The sequence below is a fragment of the Parabacteroides sp. AF19-14 genome (genome assembly GCF_003635485.1).
GTDB classification, from domain to species: domain Bacteria; phylum Bacteroidota; class Bacteroidia; order Bacteroidales; family Tannerellaceae; genus Parabacteroides; species Parabacteroides distasonis.
Map to the genome: position 1 here is coordinate 64,128 of NZ_QTMJ01000011.1, position 17,142 is coordinate 81,269.

Below are 17,142 nucleotides of genomic sequence, written 5' to 3' on the forward strand. Positions count from 1 at the left end.
GAGAAAAGCAACATGAAAAAGTTAATATATGCAATATGTATGGGCGCTGCCGTAGCCTTCTCCAGTTGTGAGGACATGCTCGACACGACCAATTACACAGAGAAGACAACCGCTACATTCCCGGAGTCGTACGACGATGCCCAGCAAATGATAGCAGGCGTTTACGCCAGCATGGCATCCGTTTGCGCCAACCCCGAGAGATCGTTCCTTTATTACGCCCAACTAGCCAGCGATGACGCGCTAGGCGGGGGCGGTTCGAACGACAAGCTGATGCAGGCCATGGACCTGCTCTGCAACTATCAGTCCGACATGACCCGCCAGTTCTGGAAAGACCGTTATGCCGGCGTATTCCGTGCCAACAGCGCCATAGAGACCTTGGATAACTGTCCGGACTTTCCTTCCACGGAAGCACGTAACCAATTGATGGGCGAGGCTCTCTTCATGCGTGCCTATTTCTACTACGAGCTAGCCTCGATGTACAATCGTGTACCCCTAATCACTACATCCCAGACAAGCGACGTGCCACAGGCAAGCCCCGCCGAGATCTGGGGACAGATCTTGCTAGACCTTAAGACAGCCGCCGACATCATGCCCGCATGGCGTGGAGGTACGTCATCCCTTGAGGCAGGACACGTCGACAAGTACACCGCCGAGGCCATGTTAGGCCGTGCTTGGTTGTTCTACACCGGCATGTACGGGAATGGCGAAGATATAGCCGCCTTGACCAGCGCCACTTACAACCCGCTGACCTCCGTCACCTTGGCCGACGGCTCTACCCTAACGAAGGATCAAGTGATCTCTTATATCGATGATTGCGTGAACAATTCCGGATATTCCTTAGCATCCGACTTCCGTAGCCTTTGGGCTTACACGAACCGTTGCACGGTGAACGATTTCGAATACACCGCCGGAAAAGGATTGAAATGGGTAGAGGATGATAACGCCGTCAACCCGGAATCTATGTTCGCCATCAAGTTCAATAAGCTGGCCAGTTGGAATACTACCATCGCTTTCGCCAATGGTTATGCGCTTCATTTCGGTCTTCGCGGAGATCAAGACATAGCAAATACCTTCCCCTTCGGACAAGGTTGGGGAGCCGGGCCTGTAGCACCGAATTTCGTGAACGATTGGGCAAGCGCAGAACCAAATGACATGCGTCGCGACGCTTCCGTATATCGTACGGACAAATTACCCGCTTATAACAAAGGCGGTTGGGCGGACTTCGTACAGGAAACGGACTACTATGCCATGAAATGGTCTCCTGTCGCATGCAAGACATCCAATGACGAGAGTGGCTACTTCAAGACCTTCGAGAACGAGATGTACGGAATCGATGGCTGGACGCAAGGCGCGAATAACCAAGCCTTGGACAACATCCACGACTTGGTATTGATCCGCTTCGCTGACGTTCTCTTGATGCAATCCGAGCTCAAGGGAGATGCCACCGGTATGAATAAGGTGCGGGAACGTGCCGGCCTTCCGGCTATCGGCTACTCGCTCCAAGCTCTGCAAAACGAGCGCCGTTGGGAATTAGCTTTGGAGGGTACCCGTTGGAACGACATCCGCCGCTGGCACATTGCCGCCGCTGCCTTGCAGAAACAGATAGGTACGCCTATCTACATCGCAGGTAATCCAGCCACGAACAAGGCGCAAAATGGTGGTTACGCCTCCCGCTACAACACCTCCGCCGGTTTCATGAAGATACCTGAGAGCCAGATCTCACTCTCCAGTGAACTCCAGCAGAACGAAGGTTGGGGAGCGGACGCCGAGTACAATGGCTGGGCTAATTAATAACCTTTTAATTCAGAATATACAATCATGATAAAGAATATATATTATATAGCAATGGCATTGATCGCAGGAATGATGGTTTCCTGCGACCCAATCACAGAAAGTGATCCGGGCATATCCGCCAACTTAACCGAGGCGGATCTGCAAGCCCGTGTAGCGCTTACGCAAACGACGGCCGGACAAAACAAGTTCACCTTCTCCACCAATCCCACACTGACGGTACAGGTATTGGATCAAGACGGGGCCATCCTAGCCACCGGAACCGAAGGTTCCATCATAGGCACTCCTCCCCTCACGAGCTTGACCGTCCGGGCTATGAACCAAGACGGCTCCATCACCTCTTTCTCTAACGATGTGACGATCTCCGAGTATGTGGATGTGCCTTCTATTTATGAAGGATTATTCGGACCGGAGTATAATTCTGTAACTTGGGTTTGGGATACAGATGCCAGCAACGGCCTTTGGGGAAATGGTGCTTATATGGAAAGCACAGGTCCGGAATGGTGGCAAGTTCAAGCCACAGACATCGACCAACAATGTACTGAGAAAGGATATGCCAAAGATGGGTTAGAAGGTTGGATGACTTTTACCTTGGCTGGCAAGAAAGTAGAAACCAGCCGCGGTCAATCCGGAACAATCGCATGGGACTTATCCGCTGTAGCCAAAGAAGGTTGGGATCAAGGTACATTAACGTTCACCGGAACCATTCCTTTATTAGGACTGGTGAAAATGGGAGACACTGATGATACCTTCGCTCCTCAATATGAATATCACATCTTGGAAGCGGATGGTGAGCATCTTAAACTAGCGGCTCCGAAACCCGGCGCAGGTGATTGGGGAGAGGCTTGGTTCTGGAATTTTAAAACAAGAAAATAAAGAAAATATATCATGAAGAAAGTATTATTCATTCTATTTGCACTATTAACAACAACTGTTATTAATATCAATGCTGACGTAAATGGTCCATCACCTTCCTATGCCGCAGAAAGAGAAGGGTATTCAAAAATGTACGTTACAGCTCAAAATCAGGACGCCCATATATCAATGGTTATTGAAGATCAAAATTTCATGGAATATACTATCACCAGTGGTTTTTATAGTGGAGGTCCATGGGTTTACTTTGTTGAACATGGAAAGTATAAAGTTGTTTCCATAGATAAGGGATATAGAGTCTCTTGTAATGGATCTACAGTTCAAGTAGGATCTGTCATAACTTTTAGCGGCGCAACTGGGCATATTGGATTTTACGTAAATAATTGATCTAAAAATGAATATCACGATACTCAATGTTCTCCGTGACATTGAGTATCTCTGATCGGATAAATGAAGAAGATGTATCTCACTAGCAATATTTTATGATGAGATTATCCCAATAATTCATTCTTGTTATATAAGAGGGGCGGAGCGTTTATCGTTCCGTCTCCTCTCTTTTTATCTTACACGGTACTCGCCCTGCAAATATCCTTCCGTCAACCAAACCGCTCTCCGGCCATCTTTTTGATTTCCATAGAACATTTACCTTGACACACCTATTTTCCAAACCTAGCGAAATAGCGAGAAAGCAGTAGCAATAAGCACCCCTTTTTGTTAAAATACAGCGTTTTCCACACACAATAGGTGCCGGAAGCCTGCGTAACTAGTCGTATTAGGCAACGCCGATACTGCCGTTGGGCATCGTAAGTAGTCAAGAATAGGGTTATGAGTAGTCGCGAATGGGCATTCTTACCCTGTTATAACCCTATTGTAGCACCGTTTTTCTTCCCTTCCTGCCCCCAAAACATGAAATACGATGAATAAATTCCGCTAGAATAAAAGGCCGTTATTCAACATTAGCCTATCAACCAATCGATTGTCGTTTTTTTCTTTCGTTTTCGGGAGCATACCTTACCTTTACCCGAAAGAATCGATTCTCCATGACTTAAATTTACAAACTGTCACTTTGCTAAAAGACGCAAGACAAGGAGATGTCAAGTATCCGTGAAAGATGATACATCTTACAACGGTAATATAATACATCCTACAACAGTAAGATCATACATCTTACGGCGATAAGATGCTACAACTGTACCTTACTGAAAATAAGTTCGTGCATTAAACTCCATAATCGGACGTTTTAAACTGAATAACGTCGCAAATATCGCAGCGTTTCTCCTGTTCTAATGTCGCATCAAGTACTTAAAATATGTATATACACGAAAGAAATAATTGGACATCATTCAGATAGGACGTTTCCGAGCTTACCGCACTCCTTGAAGAGGTGGGGCGTAAACGAGGAATGCTGTATGGCAGACTTGCCTCACACCATCTCCAACGTCTCAAACATCCCCCGGTAAACGGCGGCCTTCTCCTCCAACGGCCTCGGATAAGCTCTAGAGGATGAAGGCATACGGAACAGCCTCATCGTCCTTCCCATACAAGAAAATTCCGACGAGAAGCCCACTTTCGGCTCCTCCGTGCCGGGCAATACGGAGAGGAGGGTATCCATCGCTTTCTGCCCGGTTACCACGATCGCCACGCATTCCGGTATCTGGGACAAGACCTTTTCCGGATCGATCGGCCGTACCACCTCAAGGAACTTATCGGAGGCATTTGCTTTCAAGCGGATCACCTCCATGGCGGTATCACCGATCCCGATCCCCTTTTCCCGGCAGAAAGCCTTCGCCTTCTCCTCGCTGAACGCCTTCTTGTCTCGCAGGAACGCATCCTTGTTCCCATAGAAAATCAAGCCAAGGATACGCCACATATCATTCTGAATATTCGGGTAATAAAAATCCATGCTCCAACGAGCTCTTGGAGGCGGGAAACTTCCCAGCATCAGCAATCTCGTATTCTCCGGGAGGAAGAAGCCTAGAGGATGCAGCTCGGTGGTCATGCTTCCTTGCTCTTTTTGAGTTCCTTCTTCTGATCCTCTTTCGCCAGAAGCACGACGTTATACACGAAGTCCGTGATCCATTGCTCGGAGTAGCCTAGTTTCTCGGCATACTTACGCACGCTCCATGCGGCCTTCTGCACGCTGATATCCTTCCACTCGGACTTGGTCAAGATATCGTGAACCGTCTTCGTCGTCATATTATACAGCAACTTCTTCACCAGCATGGAGAAGCGGAACTTCCACTGCATCAGATTGCCAAGCAAGTTGAACAAGTCATTGCAGAAACCTTGGAACATGAAGAAATACGTCTTGATATCGTTCTGGTTCTTGCAGTTCTTCTTCACCGAGCTGTCGATCTCCTTGAAGAAAGCCTCGCTTAGGCCGTAATCCTCCATCAACACCTTGCGCACACGGGATTTCTCGGCGACACCCAATTTGTTATTCTGGGTCGGTATCTTCAACATGCGTTTGAACAAAGCCATATCGGCGAGCATGTTCAAGTTGGTGATACCTAAGTTCACGGCCATAACGGCTTGATAATATACACGGATTAAAGATACGAACTCCTCCACGGAACCTTTGCCGGCCTCTTCCGCCTCAGATACGTTCTTCTTGAATAGCTTAGAAATAAAATTCATCGTACGATTATTAAATAGTTTCGAGCCGCAAATATACGAAAACTTACCGCCAATACAGAATAACTATTCAATTCTCTCCACCGTAACCTCCGGAAATTGCTCCATCAATAGCAACAGTGGACTTTCCTCCGTGTTTTTACGGGCTTTCAACACGATGCTGACGACGTACTCGTCCTTCTCCTGATGCCCCAGTCTTTTCATGTCATAGCTTACCAACAGGAAACCTTTCTCGTAGATAACACGGGCGATCCGGTTGATCGCCTCCTTGTCGGAGGTAGAGAATACCACCAAGGAACTTCGCATCCCGATGCTTTTAAAAATAACGCTCAACAGCTCCAGCCCGGCGAGCGTCAACAAAGTGGCGGCGATACCGAGCCCGTACATGCCTGAGCCGACGGCCAGACCGATACCGGCGGTCGCCCAGATACCGGCGGCGGTAGTCAATCCCCGCACGAATTGTTTCTGGATGATGATCGTACCCGCCCCGATGAAACCGATGCCACTCACCACTTGGGCGGCCACACGGCTCGGATCGAGACTTACGCTATTCTCTAGGATGACATCTTGGAAGCCATATTGGGAGACAACCATGATCAACGCGCTACCCAACGAAACAAGGAAGTGAGTCCGGTAACCCGCCTCCTTCGCACGGTACTCACGGTCTAGTCCGACAACGGCGCCCAGAATACCTGCCACGAAAAGTCTTAGTATGAAATCCCACATCATAATCAACGATCTTTTAGGTTTTACCCCGAAAGATAGGAATTATTTATTGATTCAGCCGCCATTCACGGTGATAAGAATCGATCGCCTCCCGGACGGAGCCATGTAGGAGCAGGAGGTTCTTGCTCTGCTCGTAATCCAGACGAAGCTCTTCCATGATCATACGGGTGCCACGGTCCACCAACTTTTGGTTGGTCAGTTGCATGTTCACCATCCGGTTCCCCTTCACCCGGCCAAGCTTGATCATCGTGGAGGTCGTGATCATATTCAGCACCATCTTCTGGGCCGTACCGCTCTTCATCCGCGTACTTCCGGTGACGAACTCCGGACCTACTACCGGCTCGATGGCGATCTCCGCCTCCGCCGCCATCGGAGAGTCCGGGTTGCAGGAGATAGAGGCCGTCAGGATTCCCTCGGAGCGTGCCTTACGCAGGGCGCCGATCACGTAGGGAGTCGTACCCGAGGCGGCTATCCCCACCAAGGTGTCGTTCGTATTGATATGATATTGTTGAAGTTCCTCCCAAGCCTTATTCAGATCGTCTTCCGCCGACTCGACGGGATTCCGGAGCGCCCGGTCGCCGCCGGCGATCAAACCGATCACCAAGGTATTCGGCATACCGTACGTGGGAGGGATCTCGGAGGCGTCCAAGACACCCAAGCGACCACTCGTACCCGCCCCGATATAGAAGAGCCTACCGCCTCTCCGCATTCGCTCTACGATACGGGTTACCAGCTTCTCGATCTTCGGGATCTCCCGGCCAACGGCGATCGCCACTTTCCGGTCCTCGTTATTGATGCCTTCCAGCAACTCCCGGACAGACATCTGATCCAGATTATCGTACAACGATTCCGACTCGGTTATCTTTTGAAATGCCATAACTCATTCATTTTTTTCTTCGTTCGTAAAATGATACCGGATCAATCCGTTCATGGGAGCCTGTACGACCGTACCGACCTTCAAGCCTAAGGATAAGGCCGCCGCTCTCAATACCTCCTGATAATAATAGGCGATAGAGCCTACGAAATGAATCGGGTACGTATCAGCTCCCGGATATAACGCCACGTTACGGAGGAAAAAGCTACGGAAACTCGTATAGACCAAATTATAAATCGGTTGCTCGGTGATATTCTCCAACAAGAAACGGGACAAGGTAGCCAAGAAACGATTCGGGAAAGGTTGTTTATATACCCGCTCCAACAATAAGGCGGGCGTCAACTCATATTGATCCATAAACTTCCGAACCAAAGGCGCCGGCAACTGACGCTTCAAGCAATCCCCTACCAATAACTTCCCGAGCACGGCGCCACTACCCTCATCCCCCAGAATGAATCCCAAGGGAGAGATATGCTCCGTTATCTCCGTCCCGTCATACAGACAAGAATTCGATCCCGTCCCCAATATACAGGCGATTCCCGGACGGCTCCCGCATAAGGCACGAGCAGCCGCCATCAAGTCACTATACACCTCTATGGGAGCCGGGATATAAGGCGTAATCGCCTCTTCCACGATCCGGTTCTTCTCCGGGAAGGCGCAACCGGCGCCATAGAAGTAAATGGCATCGATCCGCTCACCCTTCAAGGCGGGCAATAAGGCATCCCGGATTTCTCCGGCGATCTCCTCCCGTGTCTGGAAGAAGGGATTGATACCCGCCGTCACGACCGTACGCACCGGTCTGCCTTGATCCGCCAGGCACCACTCCGTCTTTGTAGATCCGCTATCCGCAATTAATATCATACACTTATTATAATATCAAATTCTGGAGAATATATACCACCGCACCAGACAAATATCCCGCCAAGGCCAGCAGCGAGATATTCTTCAAGTACCAAATGAAATTGATCCGCTCCAGGCCCATCACGACGACTCCGGCGGCGGAACCGATGATCAACATACTTCCACCTACTCCTGCGCAATAAGCCAAGAACTGCCAGAACACGCCGTCTTGCATGAAGTTCGCCAGATAAGCCGGATCAGTCGCCGCAGCCACCATAGCGTCCGTAGCCACCGGGTACATACCGATAGCACCCGCTACCAACGGAACATTATCCACGATAGACGATAAGGCGCCGATAATCAGGTTCACCGCATACACATTGCCTACCGTATCGTCCAGCCAGAAAGCGAAATCCGACAATACGCCGCTGCAACGCAAGGCATCCACCGCCAAAAGGATTCCGAGGAAGAATAACAAGGTCGCCCCGTCTATACGGTGAACCACCTTGGACAAGCGCAATTTCAAGTCCTCATCGATCGGTTTACGAGCGTATAACATCTCCGTATAAAACCAAAGAATACCCACTCCCATCAAGATACCCATAAACGGGGGAAGATGAGTAACCGTCTTGAATACAGGCACGAACAATAAACACAACACACCGATGATCAAGATCGATAACTTCTCCTTATCCTTCAATTTCTTCAGCAACTCATTGTCCGCCTCCATTTGCGAGAATGCGTTAGGGGGCGTCACGTTTCCATGCAAGAAACGCATGGCGATCAAGACCGGGATCAACGCCGATACGATACTCGGCAGGATCAAATGGGGGATCGTGGATGAGGTGGAGATATTTCCTCTTACCCAAAGCATGATCGTAGTCACGTCGCCGATCGGTGACCAAGCGCCACCGCTATTCGCCGCTATAATAATGATACTGCCGAACACCCACCGCTCTTTATAATTCCCGAGCAACTTACGGATCAGCATGATCATGACAATTGAGGTCGTAAGGTTGTCCAATACGGCCGACATAAAGAACGTGATCACGGCGATCAACGCCAGCAGTTTCTTCTTTTTCTTCGTGGTAATATGATTCGTGATAAACATGAAACCGCCATGGGCATCGATCAGCTCCACGGTTATCATCGCCCCGATCAGGAATATAAGCGTCTCGGCGATCTCTCCGATACTATCCAGAACCTGATGCTCCACGACGAACCGGGTACATTGTTCCTTAAACGTTAAAGAACCCAAAGAGGGGAATGATTCCAAGAACAAGCTGAATTCCTCTGCTGAGGCCCTTGGGATGAAAAACGGGGCCGCGTACGTGTACATAACCCATAAGATAGTACCAATAAGCAAAGCCGTTCCCGCCTTGTTTATCTTTAGAGGATGTTCCAATGCGATCATCAAATAACCGACAAGGAACACAATGACCATTGCTGTCAACATAACTTCATGATTTAGGTTTAAACGCTACAAATGTAGAAATAATAACTCTGTAACACGATAGAAAAACGGAATGTTTTTTTAAGATAATTTTACCAAACATGCGAAAGGAACCGGACTACTCCGATTCCTTTCCTATTCTCTCGAGGGAAAACTATAACCCCGAGACAATTCACTCTACAACCAACATCTTATCACCCACGGAGACCTTGTCTGTCTCATTGATATACACCTCTTTCACCACCCCATCGATCGGCGTACGAATCTCGTTCTCCATCTTCATGGCAACCAATACGCAAAGCGGGTCTCCCGCCTTGACCTCATCGCCTACCTTGACATATACCTTCTGGATCACGCCCGGCATCTGGGCCTGTATGACCTGACGGCCGACCGTCTTGGAACTGGTTCTCGACAGGCGTAATTTCTTCAACTCGTCAATCACCTGTACTTGGAAATAATCACCTTTATTCTTTACCTCATAGGTGGAATCTCCAACACTGGATATTTGTACGCCATGAGATTTATGGTTCATGATGATCGAGTGGATCGTATCTCCGCCCAGATTGTAATCTACATCATAAACGGTACCGTTTACGGATACTTTCTTGATAGGCCCGTCTTCCAGAATCTCTACCTTGAACTCTGTGTCGGGAATATCGTTAACCGTGGCAAAATAAGTCGCTAAAGCCTTTGACATAATCATTCCTCCTCTCATTAAAAGTTATTGGCCAACATTTGTAACTTCCCGTAGTGCTTCCACAGGGACTCCCCTACCAGCGGAACGGTCGTCGCACGGGCGGCCGCCTCTTTCTCCTCCTCGTAATGCTTCAAGGCGGCGGCGATCACGGCGACGGTCGGGTCGCTGTTCTGGCGACGTTTCAAGTCTTCCTTATCGAACTTGGTGTCGATAAAGGTCGTATCGTAATTCCCCTTCAAGAAGGTCACGTTATGCAACACACGCAGGTGGAACGGAATCGTTGTCTTGATTCCCAAGATCTTGTATTCCCGCAAGGCACGTATCATATTCGAGATGGCGGACTCACGGGTCCGGCCCCATGTGCAAAGCTTGGCGATCATCGGATCGTAATGCAAGGACACCTCGAAACCGGCGTAAGCGGCGCTATCCAGACGTACGTTACGTCCCTCGGGAGCCTCACGCACCTTGATCACGCCCGGAGAGGGCATAAAGTTATTTTCCGGGTCCTCCGCATAGATACGGCATTCCAAGGCATGCCCCCGGCAAGCCACATCTTCCTGCTTATAAGGCAGACGATTTCCTGCGGCCACCAAGATCATATCGCGAACCAAGTCCACGCCCGTTGTCTCCTCCGTCACCAGATGCTCCACTTGAAGGCGGGTATTCATCTCGAGGAAATAGAAGTTCTGGTCCTTATCCATCATGAACTCCAACGTCCCGGCACTGTAGTAACCGATTTTCTTGCAAGCCTCCACCGCTACGGCCAACATCTTCTGGCGAGCGGCCTCCTTCACGAATGGAGAGGGCGCTTCCTCGATCACTTTCTGGTTACGGCGCTGGATGGAGCACTCACGCTCATACAGATGGATCACGTTCCCATATTTATCCCCGAGTACCTGCACCTCGATATGATGGGGGTTCTCGATATACTTCTCGATATAGATGGCATCGTTTCCGAACGAGTTGGCCGCCTCGGAACGAGACATACGGAAAGCCGCTTCCATCTCATCCTCGCTATGTACCAAACGCATACCCTTTCCACCGCCTCCGGCAAGCGCCTTTAGCATAATCGGATAACCCACCTCGGCGGCAACCTTCTTGGCATCCTCTATGTCCGTCACCGGTTTTTCCGTTCCGGGTACAACCGGCACACCGGCTTCTTTCATGATCTTACGGGCCTCGGTCTTGATACCCATCTTGGCGATCACGTCGGCGCTCGGGCCGATAAAGATCACGCCCTCCTCCTCGCAACGACGGGCGAAGTCGGCGTTCTCCGACAAAAAGCCGTAACCCGGATGAATGGCGGCTCCTGTCTTCTTGGCGATCTCAAGGATCAAGTCCGGCTTCAAGTAAGAGGTATCCGCTTCATCTTCCGAGATGCAGTAGGCTTCCTCCGCATAACGTACATGTAATGCTCCGCGATCCACATGCGTATAGATCGCTACGGTCGGGATGTTCATCACCCGGCAGGTGCGGAATATCCGCATCGCTATCTCGCCACGATTGGCTACTAATACTTTCTTTATCATAAGGATTCGTTTTTAAAGAGGAATATTGGAATGCTTCTTCGGAGGATTGGATTGCCGTTTGTTGGCCAGCAACTCAAAACTACGGATCAAGCGGCTGCGTGTGATAGACGGCTCGATGATCTCGTCTACATAGCCTAACTCAGCGGCCCGGTACGGGTTAGCGAACTTCTCCCGGTAATCGGCTTGCAATTCCTTCCGTTTGCCTTCGGGATCTTCCGCGGTCTTCAAATCCTTACGGAACAAGATATTCACGGCACCATCCGGTCCCATGACAGCGATCTCGGCGGTTGGATAAGCGAAGTTGATATCGCCCCGGATATGCTTGGAGCTCATCACGTCGTAAGCGCCGCCATAAGCCTTTCGGGTAATGACGGTCACTTTCGGCACGGTAGCCTCGCAATACGCATACAGTAACTTAGCGCCATGACGGATAATTCCCTCGTACTCTTGGTTCACGCCCGGCAAGAAACCCGGTACATCCACCAGCGTCAACAACGGTATATTAAACGCATCGCAGAAACGGACGAAACGGGCGGCCTTTACGGACGCGTTGATATCCAGCGTACCAGCCAACGCGGCAGGTTGATTCGCCACGACACCGATCGTCTTTCCATTCAAACGGATATAACCGATAATGATGTTCTTGGCATATTCCTCTTGTATCTCGAAGAAGTTTTGATCATCAGCCACGGAAAGGATCAACTCTTTCATGTCGTACGGCTGGTTGGGATTAGTAGGAACCAGCAGATCCAATTGCGGATCGATGCGGTTCGGGCTATCGGTAGTAGGAACGAATGGCGGCTCTTCCATATTATTATTCGGCAAGAACGACATCAACTCACGTATCTTCAAGATACAATCCATATCGTTATCCGCCGTGCAATGAGCCACTCCGGAACGGGTGCTATGCACTTCCGAGCCTCCCAGATTCTCCATCGTAACCTCTTCTTGCGTCACGCTTTTCACGACCTCCGGACCGGTGATAAACATATAGCTCGTTTGTTTTACCATAAAGATAAAGTCCGTCAACGCCGGCGAGTAAACCGCTCCACCCGCACACGGGCCCATAATGGCGCTAATCTGCGGGATCACGCCCGAAGCCAACGAGTTCCGGAGGAATATCTCGGCGTATCCCGCCAAGGAACGAACTCCTTCTTGAATACGTGCGCCTCCCGAATCGTTCAACCCGATCACCGGAGCGCCTAGTTCCGTTGCCATGTCCATGATCTTACAGATCTTACGGGCATACGTCTCGGACAAGGCTCCACCGAATACCGTGAAGTCCTGAGCGAAAACAAATACCGTGCGTTGCCCGATCATTCCGTAACCGGTGACCACGCCATCCCCTAATGGACGCTGTTTTTCTAAACCGAACTCATGGCACGTATGTGTCACGAACTTGTCGATTTCCACGAAACTACCTTTTTCCAATAGTAGTTCGATTCTTTCTCTAGCGGTTAGTTTACCTGCCGCATGTTGCTTCGCGATGCGGTCTTCTCCGCCCCCTAACTCAGCTTTGTGGTTGAGAGCTTTTAATTGTTCAATTTTTTCCTTCATGGCGTATCTCTTTAATTATCCGGGAAACGTTCAATATATTAGAAAACAAAGTCTGTAAATGTATTGTTTCCTAAAGAAACGAAATGTATCATATATTACATCTATCGCCCGATCAATGAGATCTATCAAGAAGGATATTTTTTAGTAAATACTGAAATCTTGCGGCTTGATCACGAAACCGATCCGCAGCATGCTTTTGTATTGATTGTATTCCAAAAGGTTCTCACCGTAACCATTATAATATTGCAGGAAGAAATATTGGTTCTCGTTATTATTAAACTTATAGCTCAACTCGATCTGAGTGTTAAAGCTGAACCAAGTCTTTCGTTTGGTCAAGATAACCCCGCAGTTAAAGCGCCTGTTGTCTGTCCGGTAATTGGCGGCTACTTGGAATATACCATTATATTTAAGGATGTCTTTATTTTCCTTGCCGTCCACGATCGGTATCCAGCCCTTGAATTGAACTTCCCAGTTCTTATTCAACAGGACAGCCGCCGCTAGGGTGATCTTGTTCCAACTTCGGGAGAAGATGCTATCTTTACCGTTCGACTCGTGCTCGACCATCAAATAGCCTTTCCCGATATATTTATTCTTATGCACGATAAGGTGCCCCAAACCGATACCCGGATTAAAATTCAAGTCGCGCATCGGCAAGGACTCTTGAAAGACATTCCAAAAAGCCTTTTGCGTGTATTGCAAGAAAAGATAGGTATCGAAGGGGAGTTTACTTTTCGTAAGACGCTGGGCGATGCTCAACTGGAATTTAACGTCGGAGTTTCTCGCCGTAGGCTTGTTGCCGATAGGGATACCGCCAATAAAATAATTGTCCTTGAATAAGGTAAAATAAGGTGACTTATCCAAAATCGCACGAATACTATCCGCATTATAACTCTCTTCCGGCCCTTTCGCTAAAACTTGCGAATGTGCCATACCGCAAACAAGAAGGAAGAGAAAGGATATAATCGTTTTTTTCATAAATGATCTTAAATTATAAATGTGTCCGCGAATATAGGGGAAACGGCAGTTGGCTTTATCGCCCAAATTACATGAATAATGGTCGTTTCACCTATGAATATAATATATAAACCAAAATTCAAGAGGTTAGTTCATTTTTCCTATATTCGCGGCTATGGAAGAAATCTATAGTTATTACAAAGAAAATATCGACGCTTATACACGGCGCTTGGGTAATTTGAAAAAGAAGATCCATTTGATGGGGAGTATCCGGTTGGCTTTAGTGGCGGGAGCGATCCTCTCCTTATGGATATTCAGGGATGAGAGTTGGCAATGCCTGACGGGGATCACCTTCGCTTATATCATCCCGTTCGCGCTCCTGATGTGGTACCATAATAAAATGTACGCACGAAAAGTATACGCCGAGACCTTGATCAAACTGAACGAGGATGAGCTAAAAGGACTGGACTATGATTTCAGCGCGTTCGACGGGGCAGCCGATAATATCTCGGGCGAGCACTCTTTCTGCTTGGATCTGGATGTGTTTGGAGACCGCTCCTTGTTTCAATCGCTCAATCGTACCGTAACCGGGTTCGGGCGGGAACGACTGGCCGGTTGGCTCTCGAATCCCTTGACGGATAAGAAGGAGATCGTCAAACGGCAAGAGGCTGTCAAGGAATTAGCGACTTTATCCGCCTTACGGCAGCATTTCTATGTGACGGGAATCATCCGGCAGGACACGCAAGATACGAGAGACAACGATATCAACTTTATGGACCGACTCACTCAGCGTAAGCATAAATTCGTTGATAGCCTACCGTGGAAACTATTGATCTGGGCGGTCCCAGTGTTGTGGATCGTATTGGGTATCGCTTACTCACTGGATTGGATCAGCGGGAGTTTATTGAATATTTATTTCTTAATCACGTTAGTGATCGCTTACGGACGAGCCAAGGAAATCAATGCGCTTTACGCGACCGTCAATAAGATGGAGTCTATTTTCAATCGGTACTCAAAGCTGATGCAATGTGTGGAAGAAGATAATTTCCAGTCGGAAGAGCTGAAAGAGATCAGCGGGCAATTAGCGAATGAGAAGGAATTGGCCTCGCATGCTATCAAACGCTTGTCGTCGTATATCGGAGGATTAGACCAACGATTCAGTTTGGCGGGTATCATTTTCAATCTCTTCTACTTGCGGGATACACGCCATGCCATCCTTTTGGAACGCTGGATTCAGACTTACTCCGATAAACTTCCGCTTTGGTTCGACGCGCTGGCTCGTTTCGACGCGCTGAACTCGTTGGGTGGTTTCGCTTTCAACCATCCGGAATACATCTATCCGGAGATCGCCGACACTTATTTCCAGATGGAAGGCAAGGCTTTGGGACATCCTCTTTTGAACCGGGATGTCTGCGTAAAGAACGATATCGATATCCGCAAAAGTCCTTGGTTCCTGATTATCACCGGAGCGAATATGGCCGGAAAAAGTACATACCTCCGGACGATCGGTGTCAATTACTTATTGGCTTGCGTAGGCGCTCCGGTCTGTGCCGCCTCCTTGACGGTTTATCCCGCCCACATGGTTACCAGCTTGCGTACCTCGGATTCCTTGGCTAGCAACGAGTCTTATTTCTTCGCGGAGTTGAAAAGGCTGAAAATGATTATCGACAGGCTGCAAAACGGGGAGAAGCTATTTATCATCTTGGACGAGATCTTGAAGGGAACAAATTCTATCGACAAGCAGAAAGGCTCTCTTGCCCTTATGAAACAGTTGGTCGCTTATAAGGCTTGCGGCATCATCGCCACCCACGATTTAGTGTTGGGTACTTTGGAGGAAGAGTTCCCGGAACAAATAAAGAATTACCGCTTCGAAGCGGATATAAAAGACGAGGAGCTATCCTTCTCTTATCAACTAAGAGAAGGGATAGCCCAGAATATGAATGCTTGTTTCTTAATGAACAAGATGGGAATCTTGTTTAATTGAAAATTGAGAATTGAAAATTGAGACAAGTGGTAAAATAGCTGTCACTTGTCAACTGTCAACTACTTTTTGTATTTAGTTTTGATTGCGGGTAGGACTTTTTGGATTTCCGCTATACGAGTGGCATCACTGGGGTGCGTACTCATAAATTCCGGCGTAGAGCCACTCTTTCCGGCGGACATCTTTTGCCAGAAGTTGACTGCCACGTCCGGATTGTATCCCGCCATAGTCATGAATACCAATCCCATATAATCCGCTTCCGACTCGTGCTTACGGGAGAAAGGAAGCATTACGCCATACTGCGCTCCCACACCATATACTGTATTGGCCGCTTGCTGTACCGCCGCGCTCTTATTGCTTACGGCCGCACCTAAAATAGCCGCCCCGTATTGGGCCATTAGTTGCTGGCTCATACGCTCATTGCTGTGTTTAGCTACGGCATGGGCGACCTCATGCCCGATGACCACCGCCAATTCATCGTCCGAGGAAACTAAAGGCAGCAATCCCTCGTACACCACGATCTTGCCTCCCGGCATACAGAAGGCGTTCACCTGCGGATCATTCACCAAATTAAACTCCCAAGAGAAGTTTTTTACCTCATCCGCCATCCCGTTCGCCCGCAAATACTCCTCCGTAGCGGCGGCTATCTTCTTTCCGACCCGGGTTACCATAGCGCTCTTGTTCGCGTTCGTCGACTTCTTCGCCGTCTTTATATAATCGTTGTACTGGGTAAGGCTGGACGATAACACCTCTTGGTCCGAAACCAACAGCACTTGCTTACGTCCTGTCAACGGTACGCTGGAACAGCCTGCCAATAAAAGCAAGGCCACGAATAAACTTGCTATTTTTCTCATATCCTTTTACTTGAAATTAAACCTGATACTCTCTTTTTAATAACGCAAAGATACTACCATTTTGTTCAAAACGACCACCCCCTTTCGTTCTTTCTATAGGGAGTATTAGCCTTTTCTTTGAATGACATTCATCATCTACCATCCGTTGCATGATCATCCACCAATTGGTACATGATCTTCTAACAGCTGTTGCATGATCATCCAACGGCTGATAGAAGATGAATATAAATAGATGAAATGCCTAACACTTACAGTGATTAAACCTAAGCTAAGCAGGAAAATCCCTTACCCCCTACTTATATCAGAAAAAAAAGCCCTTGATTGTATATTTATTCAACAATACTCTTTATATTTGCAGCCTGTTTTGCATAAATATACA

The 17,142-nt window shown here is 48.5% G+C and carries 15 protein-coding genes; 4 read left to right on the forward strand and 11 right to left on the reverse strand.

The annotated features are described in order from the left end of the window. Positions 1–12 precede the first annotated feature (12 nt). Genes DWX33_RS12480 through DWX33_RS22565 form a run of 3 tightly spaced genes read left to right on the forward strand, consistent with a single transcriptional unit; the run spans position 13 to position 3,051 of the window. The gene (locus DWX33_RS12480) at positions 13–1,791 is read left to right on the forward strand and encodes a RagB/SusD family nutrient uptake outer membrane protein (protein ID WP_008774444.1); all 1,779 of its coding nucleotides are present in this window, start codon (positions 13–15) and stop codon (positions 1,789–1,791) included. 27 nt (positions 1,792–1,818) lie between these two features. Then, the gene (locus DWX33_RS12485; RefSeq protein WP_008774445.1) at positions 1,819–2,667 is read left to right on the forward strand and encodes a hypothetical protein; all 849 of its coding nucleotides are present in this window, start codon (positions 1,819–1,821) and stop codon (positions 2,665–2,667) included. A gap of 12 nt (positions 2,668–2,679) precedes the next feature. Further along, entirely contained in the window at positions 2,680–3,051 is a 372-nt protein-coding gene (locus tag DWX33_RS22565) for a hypothetical protein (protein WP_034532378.1), read from the forward strand. A gap of 1,036 nt (positions 3,052–4,087) precedes the next feature. Here DWX33_RS22565 and DWX33_RS12495 read toward each other — a convergent pair. The 10 genes from DWX33_RS12495 to DWX33_RS12540 all read right to left on the reverse strand — a co-directional run bounded on the left by DWX33_RS12495 (position 4,088) and on the right by DWX33_RS12540 (position 13,949). Next, positions 4,088–4,663 carry a uracil-DNA glycosylase family protein gene (locus DWX33_RS12495; RefSeq protein ID WP_036611806.1) on the reverse strand — a complete coding sequence of 192 codons (576 nt, stop codon included), beginning with the start codon at positions 4,661–4,663 and terminating at the stop codon, positions 4,088–4,090. Then, positions 4,660–5,301, reverse strand: coding sequence for a hypothetical protein (locus DWX33_RS12500; RefSeq protein WP_008774447.1), 642 nt, complete (start codon positions 5,299–5,301; stop codon positions 4,660–4,662). Before DWX33_RS12500 ends, DWX33_RS12495 begins: the two co-directional genes overlap by 4 nt. A gap of 63 nt (positions 5,302–5,364) precedes the next feature. Continuing rightward, entirely contained in the window at positions 5,365–6,027 is a 663-nt protein-coding gene (locus tag DWX33_RS12505; protein WP_005855247.1) for an MgtC/SapB family protein, read from the reverse strand. Between the two features lie 43 nt (positions 6,028–6,070). After that, positions 6,071–6,901 carry an N-acetylmuramic acid 6-phosphate etherase gene (murQ, locus tag DWX33_RS12510; RefSeq protein ID WP_036611804.1) on the reverse strand — a complete coding sequence of 277 codons (831 nt, stop codon included), beginning with the start codon at positions 6,899–6,901 and terminating at the stop codon, positions 6,071–6,073. A gap of 3 nt (positions 6,902–6,904) precedes the next feature. Then, the gene (locus DWX33_RS12515; RefSeq protein ID WP_005855243.1) at positions 6,905–7,759 is read right to left on the reverse strand and encodes an ATPase; all 855 of its coding nucleotides are present in this window, start codon (positions 7,757–7,759) and stop codon (positions 6,905–6,907) included. 7 nt (positions 7,760–7,766) lie between these two features. After that, positions 7,767–9,194 carry a sodium:proton antiporter NhaD gene (nhaD, locus tag DWX33_RS12520; RefSeq protein WP_005865615.1) on the reverse strand — a complete coding sequence of 476 codons (1,428 nt, stop codon included), beginning with the start codon at positions 9,192–9,194 and terminating at the stop codon, positions 7,767–7,769. A 169-nt stretch (positions 9,195–9,363) separates the two neighbouring features. Then, positions 9,364–9,888 (reverse strand): biotin/lipoyl-containing protein, encoded by a 525-nt coding sequence (locus tag DWX33_RS12525; protein WP_036611924.1) that lies wholly within the window; start codon positions 9,886–9,888, stop codon positions 9,364–9,366. A gap of 17 nt (positions 9,889–9,905) precedes the next feature. Beyond that, the gene (gene accC, locus DWX33_RS12530; protein ID WP_087345734.1) at positions 9,906–11,417 is read right to left on the reverse strand and encodes an acetyl-CoA carboxylase biotin carboxylase subunit; all 1,512 of its coding nucleotides are present in this window, start codon (positions 11,415–11,417) and stop codon (positions 9,906–9,908) included. A gap of 12 nt (positions 11,418–11,429) precedes the next feature. After that, positions 11,430–12,974 carry an acyl-CoA carboxylase subunit beta gene (locus DWX33_RS12535; RefSeq protein ID WP_005855235.1) on the reverse strand — a complete coding sequence of 515 codons (1,545 nt, stop codon included), beginning with the start codon at positions 12,972–12,974 and terminating at the stop codon, positions 11,430–11,432. A 141-nt stretch (positions 12,975–13,115) separates the two neighbouring features. After that, complete coding sequence (locus DWX33_RS12540; protein WP_005855233.1) at positions 13,116–13,949, reverse strand: phospholipase A; 834 nt, start codon at positions 13,947–13,949, stop codon at positions 13,116–13,118. A 154-nt stretch (positions 13,950–14,103) separates the two neighbouring features. Here DWX33_RS12540 and DWX33_RS12545 point away from each other — a divergent pair, with 154 nt between their 5' ends. Beyond that, the gene (locus DWX33_RS12545; protein ID WP_122380492.1) at positions 14,104–15,912 is read left to right on the forward strand and encodes a MutS family DNA mismatch repair protein; all 1,809 of its coding nucleotides are present in this window, start codon (positions 14,104–14,106) and stop codon (positions 15,910–15,912) included. Between the two features lie 59 nt (positions 15,913–15,971). Here the strand turns inward: DWX33_RS12545 and DWX33_RS12550 are convergent, their stop codons facing one another. Then, on the reverse strand, positions 15,972–16,763 hold the full coding sequence (locus DWX33_RS12550; protein ID WP_122380493.1) for a M48 family metallopeptidase: 792 nt from the start codon (positions 16,761–16,763) through the stop codon (positions 15,972–15,974). Between the last annotated feature and the right edge of the window lie 379 nt (positions 16,764–17,142).

Excerpts from the sequence above, each read along its gene's own strand:
- DWX33_RS12480 (WP_008774444.1), top strand. The coding sequence starts at position 13 with ATGAAAAAGTTAATATATGCAATATGTATGGGCGCTGCCGTAGCCTTC.
- DWX33_RS12485 (WP_008774445.1), top strand. The coding sequence starts at position 1,819 with ATGATAAAGAATATATATTATATAGCAATGGCATTGATCGCAGGAATG.
- DWX33_RS22565 (WP_034532378.1), top strand. The coding sequence starts at position 2,680 with ATGAAGAAAGTATTATTCATTCTATTTGCACTATTAACAACAACTGTT.
- DWX33_RS12495 (WP_036611806.1), bottom strand. The coding sequence starts at position 4,663 with ATGACCACCGAGCTGCATCCTCTAGGCTTCTTCCTCCCGGAGAATACG.
- DWX33_RS12500 (WP_008774447.1), bottom strand. The coding sequence starts at position 5,301 with ATGAATTTTATTTCTAAGCTATTCAAGAAGAACGTATCTGAGGCGGAA.
- DWX33_RS12505 (WP_005855247.1), bottom strand. The coding sequence starts at position 6,027 with ATGATGTGGGATTTCATACTAAGACTTTTCGTGGCAGGTATTCTGGGC.
- murQ (WP_036611804.1), bottom strand. The coding sequence starts at position 6,901 with ATGGCATTTCAAAAGATAACCGAGTCGGAATCGTTGTACGATAATCTG.
- DWX33_RS12515 (WP_005855243.1), bottom strand. The coding sequence starts at position 7,759 with ATGATATTAATTGCGGATAGCGGATCTACAAAGACGGAGTGGTGCCTG.
- nhaD (WP_005865615.1), bottom strand. The coding sequence starts at position 9,194 with ATGTTGACAGCAATGGTCATTGTGTTCCTTGTCGGTTATTTGATGATC.
- DWX33_RS12525 (WP_036611924.1), bottom strand. The coding sequence starts at position 9,888 with ATGTCAAAGGCTTTAGCGACTTATTTTGCCACGGTTAACGATATTCCC.
- accC (WP_087345734.1), bottom strand. The coding sequence starts at position 11,417 with ATGATAAAGAAAGTATTAGTAGCCAATCGTGGCGAGATAGCGATGCGG.
- DWX33_RS12535 (WP_005855235.1), bottom strand. The coding sequence starts at position 12,974 with ATGAAGGAAAAAATTGAACAATTAAAAGCTCTCAACCACAAAGCTGAG.
- DWX33_RS12540 (WP_005855233.1), bottom strand. The coding sequence starts at position 13,949 with ATGAAAAAAACGATTATATCCTTTCTCTTCCTTCTTGTTTGCGGTATG.
- DWX33_RS12545 (WP_122380492.1), top strand. The coding sequence starts at position 14,104 with ATGGAAGAAATCTATAGTTATTACAAAGAAAATATCGACGCTTATACA.
- DWX33_RS12550 (WP_122380493.1), bottom strand. The coding sequence starts at position 16,763 with ATGAGAAAAATAGCAAGTTTATTCGTGGCCTTGCTTTTATTGGCAGGC.